Below are 5,590 nucleotides of genomic sequence, written 5' to 3' on the forward strand. Positions count from 1 at the left end.
TTAGCCGCCCCCGGCCATGGATGGCCGATGGCGGCGGGCCCCCGGAGCAATGCCTTCGTTACGGCATGCCGAGCCTTAGCGAGGCACCGAATGGATCAGTTCGAGACCGAAGTGTTTGCCGTCCAGATAATCATCGATACAACGGATGATCAGCTCACTGCGCCAGTTTGCGCGTTGTGCCAGCAGTTCGTCACGCGTCAGCCATTTTGCGCCGACAATGCCGTCGTCCAGCTGATAGTCGGGGTGGTGCCTGAGCGGTTTTGCGGTGAAGCAGACCCGTTGATAGGTCACGCCGTTGCTGGGGGCGGTGTAGAGGTAAATACCCACCACACCTGTCGGTTCGACGTCCCAGCCGGTTTCCTCGAGGGTTTCACGGATGGCGGCGTCGATCAGGGTTTCGTCCGGGTCGAGGTGGCCGGCGGGTTGGTTGAGCACCGTTCGTCCGCCCTTGGACTCTTCGACCATCAGGAAACGGCCGTTGTCTTCGACGATGGTGGCGACGGTGATGTGGGGTTTCCACTCCATGGGACTTCCTCGATTCTTACTGATTGAACACGGTCAAATGTGGGAGCGGGCTTGCTCGCGAAGGCGGTGGGTCAGTCGACATCAATGTTGAATGATAAACCGCTTTCGCGAGCAAGCCCGCTCCCACATTTGTTCGGTGTTCACATTTAAAAATAGGTGCCATAAACAGAAACCCCGGCACTGGGCCGGGGCTTCTTTGCATCCTTACAACCTTAAACCAGCGCGGCGATCGCGGTGTTGAAGGTGTTGCTCGGGCGCATGGCCTTGCTGATCAGCTCGGCATTGGCGTGGTAGTAACCGCCGATGTCCACTGGCTTGCCCTGAACGGCGTTGAGCTCGGCAACGATGGTTGCTTCGTTCTCGGTCAGGGTTTTGGCCAGTTGGCCGAACTGCGCTTGCAGCGCCGTGTCTTCGGACTGGGCGGCCAGGGCCTGAGCCCAGTACAGCGCCAGGTAGAAGTGGCTGCCGCGGTTGTCGATGTTGCCGACTTTGCGCGATGGCGACTTGTTGTTGTCCAGGAACTGACCGGTGGCCTGGTCCAGGGTCTTGGCCAGCACCAACGCTTTAGGGTTGTTGTACGTCACACCCAGATGCTCAAGGGAGGCGGCCAGGGCCAGGAACTCGCCCAAGGAATCCCAGCGCAGGAAGTTTTCTTCCAGCAGCTGCTGAACGTGCTTCGGTGCCGAACCGCCAGCGCCGGTTTCAAACAGACCGCCGCCGTTCATCAGCGGAACGATCGACAGCATCTTGGCGCTGGTGCCTAGCTCCATGATCGGGAACAGGTCAGTCAGGTAGTCGCGCAGTACGTTGCCGGTCACCGAGATGGTGTCCTTGCCTTCGCGAGTACGGCCCAGGGTGAAGGCCATCGCGTCGACGGGCGACATGATGCGGATGTCCAGGCCCGACGTGTCGTGATCCTTCAGGTAAGCCTGAACTTTCTCGATCACTACGCCGTCGTGGGCGCGCATCGGGTCCAGCCAGAAGATTGCTGGCGTGGCGCTTGCGCGAGCACGGTTGACGGCCAGTTTGACCCAGTCCTGGATCGGCGCGTCTTTGGTCTGGCACATGCGGAAGATGTCGCCGGCTTCAACCGACTGCTCCAGCAGGGTACGGCCAGCGCTGTCGGACACCCGAACCACGCCGTTGGTCTTGATCTGGAAGGTCTTGTCGTGCGAGCCGTACTCTTCGGCTTTTTTCGCCATCAGGCCAACGTTTGGCACGCTGCCCATGGTGGTCGGATCGAAAGCGCCGTGCAGCTTGCAGTCTTCGATCACCGCCTGGTAGATGGTGGCGTAGCAGCGATCCGGGATCACCGCCTTGGTGTCGTGCAGCTGACCGTCAGTGCCCCACATCTTGCCGGAGTCACGGATCATCGCCGGCATCGAGGCGTCGACGATCACGTCGCTCGGCACGTGCAGGTTGGTGATGCCTTTGTCGGAGTTGACCATGGCCAACGACGGACGAACGGCGTAGACCGCCTGGATGTCCGCTTCGATCGCAGCTTGTTGCTCGGCCGGCAGGGCCTTGATGCGAGCGTACAGGTCGCCGATGCCGTTGTTCAGGTTGAAGCCGATCTGTGCCAGCACGTCAGCGTGCTTGGCCAGTGCGTCTTTATAGAACTCGGCAACGATCTGGCCGAACATGATCGGGTCGGAGACCTTCATCATGGTGGCTTTGAGGTGAACCGACAGCAGCACGCCTTTTTGCTTGGCGTCTTCGATCTCGGCAGCGATGAAGCTGCGCAGAGCGTTTTTGCTCATGACCGCGCAATCGAGGATCTCACCGGCTTGCACGGTGGTTTTTTCTTTCAGGACGGTGGTGGTGCCGTCTTGAGCGATCAGTTCGATTTTGACGGCGTCAGCGGCGTCGATCAGGGCCGCTTTTTCGCTGCCGTAGAAATCGCCGGTGCTCATGTGCGCAACGTGGGACTTGGAGTCTTTGGCCCAGGCGCCCATTTTGTGCGGGTGCTTGCGTGCGTAGTTCTTGACCGACAGCGGAGCACGACGATCGGAGTTGCCTTCGCGCAGAACCGGGTTCACGGCGCTGCCCTTGATCTTGTCGTAACGCGACTTGGCGAGCTTGTCGGCGTCGCTGGTCACGGTTTCCGGGTAGTCAGGGATTGCGAAGCCTTGGTCTTGCAGCTCTTTGATCGCGGCTTGCAGTTGCGGAACCGAGGCGCTGATGTTCGGCAGCTTGATGATGTTCGCTTCAGGCGTGACGGCCAGGTCGCCCAGTTCGGCGAGGTGGTCGGCTACGGCTTTATCGCCCAATTGCTCGGGGAAGCTGGCCAGGATGCGCCCTGCAAGAGAGATATCGCGGGTTTCCACGGCGATATCAGCGGAGGCGGTGAAAGCCTCTACGATAGGCAACAGTGAATAGGTGGCGAGGGCGGGAGCTTCGTCGGTGAAGGTATAGATGATCTTCGAGCGGGTGGGCATATTCGGATTAACTCTCTCTTCTTTGCTAAAGCGTGCGCAGAAAAACTCGAGGGGCGCCGGGTAAGCGCGTTCGTTCAAAGTCATCCATGAGCCGAATGTCGAGATTTGTGCGCGGTGATGTTGGGTGCATCAGTCGAGCGTCAAGCGGGTGGACTGCGGTAACGGTCCTGCTTTTTCGGGCCCGGCATCCCGGCTACTTGTTCAGTGGCAGGAGCGGTCGGCCGTCGTGACTCTGTGGTCAGCGGGCGGCATTATACATAGGTAGCTGGCAATCTGCCGATGGTTCATGCGCAACGATTTTCGTCCATTGGTCTAAAGGTCGCAGGGGCGAGGGCGGCGTAGAGTCTTGCACCGTGCTTGAGTTTGGCGCTTTTCCCTTTGCTTTCAGGCTTGTACGCCGCGAACTGTGCAGCTTTGCGGCAGATGGACAGAACAGAGGGTTTGCGTGCCGATTTAACTGGGGTACGCTCGAACGAAGCCAGATGTTCAATCCAAACAATGGAGTTCAGCATGGGATACAAGAAGATTCAGGTTCCAGCAGTCGGCGACAAAATCACCGTCAACGCGGACCATTCTCTCAATGTTCCTAACAACCCGATCATCCCCTTCATCGAAGGCGATGGCATTGGCGTTGATATCAGCCCGGTCATGATCAAGGTTGTCGATGCTGCTGTTAAGAAGGCTTACGGCGGCGATCGCAAAATTTCCTGGATGGAAGTCTACGCCGGGGAGAAAGCGACTCAGGTTTACGATCAGGACACCTGGCTACCTCAGGAAACCCTGGACGCGGTCAAGGATTACGTGGTTTCCATCAAGGGCCCTCTGACCACGCCGGTCGGTGGCGGCATTCGTTCGCTGAACGTGGCCCTGCGTCAGCAGCTCGACCTTTATGTGTGCCTGCGCCCGGTGCGCTGGTTCGAAGGCGTGCCTAGCCCGGTCAAGAAGCCAGGCGACGTCGACATGACCATCTTCCGCGAAAACTCGGAAGACATTTATGCCGGTATCGAATGGAAAGCCGGCTCGCCGGAAGCGACCAAGGTCATCAAGTTCCTGAAAGACGAAATGGGCGTGACCAAGATCCGTTTCGACGAAAACTGCGGTATCGGTATCAAGCCGGTTTCCCTGCAAGGCACCAAGCGTCTGGCGCGCAAGGCCCTGCAGTATGTGGTCGACAACGACCGCGACTCGCTGACCATCGTGCACAAAGGCAACATCATGAAGTTCACCGAAGGTGCCTTCAAGGAATGGGCCTACGAAGTGGCCGCTGAAGAATTCGGCGCGACCCTGCTCGACGGCGGGCCGTGGATGCAGTTCAAGAACCCGAAAACCGGCAAGAACGTCATTGTCAAGGACGCCATCGCCGACGCCATGCTCCAGCAGATCCTGCTGCGCCCGGCCGAATACGATGTCATCGCGACCCTGAACCTGAACGGCGACTACCTCTCCGACGCCCTGGCGGCGGAAGTGGGCGGTATCGGTATCGCGCCGGGTGCCAACCTGTCCGACACCATCGCCATGTTCGAAGCGACCCACGGTACTGCGCCGAAATACGCCGGCAAGGACCAGGTCAACCCGGGCTCGCTGATCCTGTCCGCTGAGATGATGCTGCGTCACATGGGCTGGACCGAAGCCGCCGATCTGATCATCAAGGGCACCAACGGCGCGATTTCCGCCAAGACCGTGACCTATGACTTCGAACGCCTGATGGACGGTGCCAAGCTGGTGTCGTCTTCCGGGTTTGGCGATGCGCTGATCTCGCACATGTAAACAGCTTCACGCAACAAAAAACCGCCCGACTCAAATGATGAGTCGGGCGGTTTTTTTATGACTGGATGATCGATGCGTCAGCTTAATTCGGTTTGTTGAGTGGTCCCGGTGGATGCGGCCGCAGCTGCTTTGGCGTTTTTGGCGACGGTATCTTCGATCTTGATTGCATGCAGCCCTTTTGGACCCTGAATGATCTCAAAGGTCACGGCCTGTCCGGCTTTGAGGGTTTTATAGCCATCCATGTCAATCGCCGAGTAGTGGGCGAAGAGGTCTTCGTCCTTGCCTTCCTCGTTGATGAAGCCATACCCCTTGGCGTTGTTGAACCACTTGACCTTGCCGACTGCCATGCTCATATCCCTCTGCAACAGACTCCATCACTGGAGTATCATCCAGTACATCCGCAGTCGAATCTTGAAAATAGGATTGACTCCGCGGACCTTTTTTACCCACTGTGGGCTCTATTGGTTGTAACACCGTTTTGCCGATAGTCAAGGTGACCCGGCAGTCGGAGTTGAAATCGTTGATAGCCGTCCCCACTACTGTATTCGCACAACTAACGAACCTTTCTTTCCATGCATGCAATCAGCCAGATTCGACTAACATTCAATCAGGATCGCCCGGCTCTCCAAAAAGATCACCCGGGGACGCACGAGGACGATTCCGCAGGCATTGCTGTTCAGGAGGCTAAGCCTGCTTTACAGGCGCCGCCGATGTACAAGGTGGTTTTGTTTAATGATGACTACACACCGATGGATTTCGTCGTCGAAGTGCTCGAGGTGTTTTTTAACCTGAATCGCGAGCTGGCGACCAAGGTCATGCTGGCCGTCCACACAGAAGGACGGGCAGTATGTGGAGTGTTT

General features: G+C 58.1%; 5 protein-coding genes. 2 read left to right on the forward strand and 3 right to left on the reverse strand.

Annotated features, from left to right (window positions below):
• Positions 1-75: 75 nt before the first annotated feature.
• Complete coding sequence (locus ACIPL2_RS30625) at positions 76-525, reverse strand: NUDIX hydrolase (RefSeq protein WP_401363251.1); 450 nt, start codon at positions 523-525, stop codon at positions 76-78.
• A gap of 212 nt (positions 526-737) precedes the next feature.
• Positions 738-2,963, reverse strand: a complete 2,226-nt coding sequence (locus ACIPL2_RS30630) for an NADP-dependent isocitrate dehydrogenase (RefSeq protein ID WP_401363254.1) — start codon at positions 2,961-2,963, stop codon at positions 738-740.
• 510 nt (positions 2,964-3,473) lie between these two features.
• Between ACIPL2_RS30630 and icd the strand changes: the two genes are divergently transcribed.
• Positions 3,474-4,730 (forward strand): NADP-dependent isocitrate dehydrogenase, encoded by a 1,257-nt coding sequence (gene icd, locus ACIPL2_RS30635; protein ID WP_401363256.1) that lies wholly within the window; start codon positions 3,474-3,476, stop codon positions 4,728-4,730.
• A gap of 77 nt (positions 4,731-4,807) precedes the next feature.
• On the opposite strand, the gene cspD is transcribed toward icd, so the two are convergent.
• Positions 4,808-5,077 (reverse strand): cold shock domain-containing protein CspD, encoded by a 270-nt coding sequence (cspD, locus tag ACIPL2_RS30640; protein ID WP_401363258.1) that lies wholly within the window; start codon positions 5,075-5,077, stop codon positions 4,808-4,810.
• A gap of 225 nt (positions 5,078-5,302) precedes the next feature.
• Here cspD and ACIPL2_RS30645 point away from each other — a divergent pair.
• A partial coding sequence (locus ACIPL2_RS30645; protein WP_401363260.1) for an ATP-dependent Clp protease adaptor ClpS occupies positions 5,303-5,590 on the forward strand: 288 nt, incomplete at its 3' end.

Origin of the sequence: Pseudomonas sp. NPDC086251 (genome assembly GCF_044746405.1) — a bacterium.
Classification (GTDB): Bacteria; Pseudomonadota; Gammaproteobacteria; order Pseudomonadales; family Pseudomonadaceae; genus Aquipseudomonas.

Bases quoted from the DNA above. Each gene is read 5' to 3' on its own strand.
- ACIPL2_RS30625 (WP_401363251.1), bottom strand. From the start codon at position 525: ATGGAGTGGAAACCCCACATCACCGTCGCCACCATCGTCGAAGACAAC.
- ACIPL2_RS30630 (WP_401363254.1), bottom strand. From the start codon at position 2,963: ATGCCCACCCGCTCGAAGATCATCTATACCTTCACCGACGAAGCTCCC.
- icd (WP_401363256.1), top strand. From the start codon at position 3,474: ATGGGATACAAGAAGATTCAGGTTCCAGCAGTCGGCGACAAAATCACC.
- cspD (WP_401363258.1), bottom strand. From the start codon at position 5,077: ATGGCAGTCGGCAAGGTCAAGTGGTTCAACAACGCCAAGGGGTATGGC.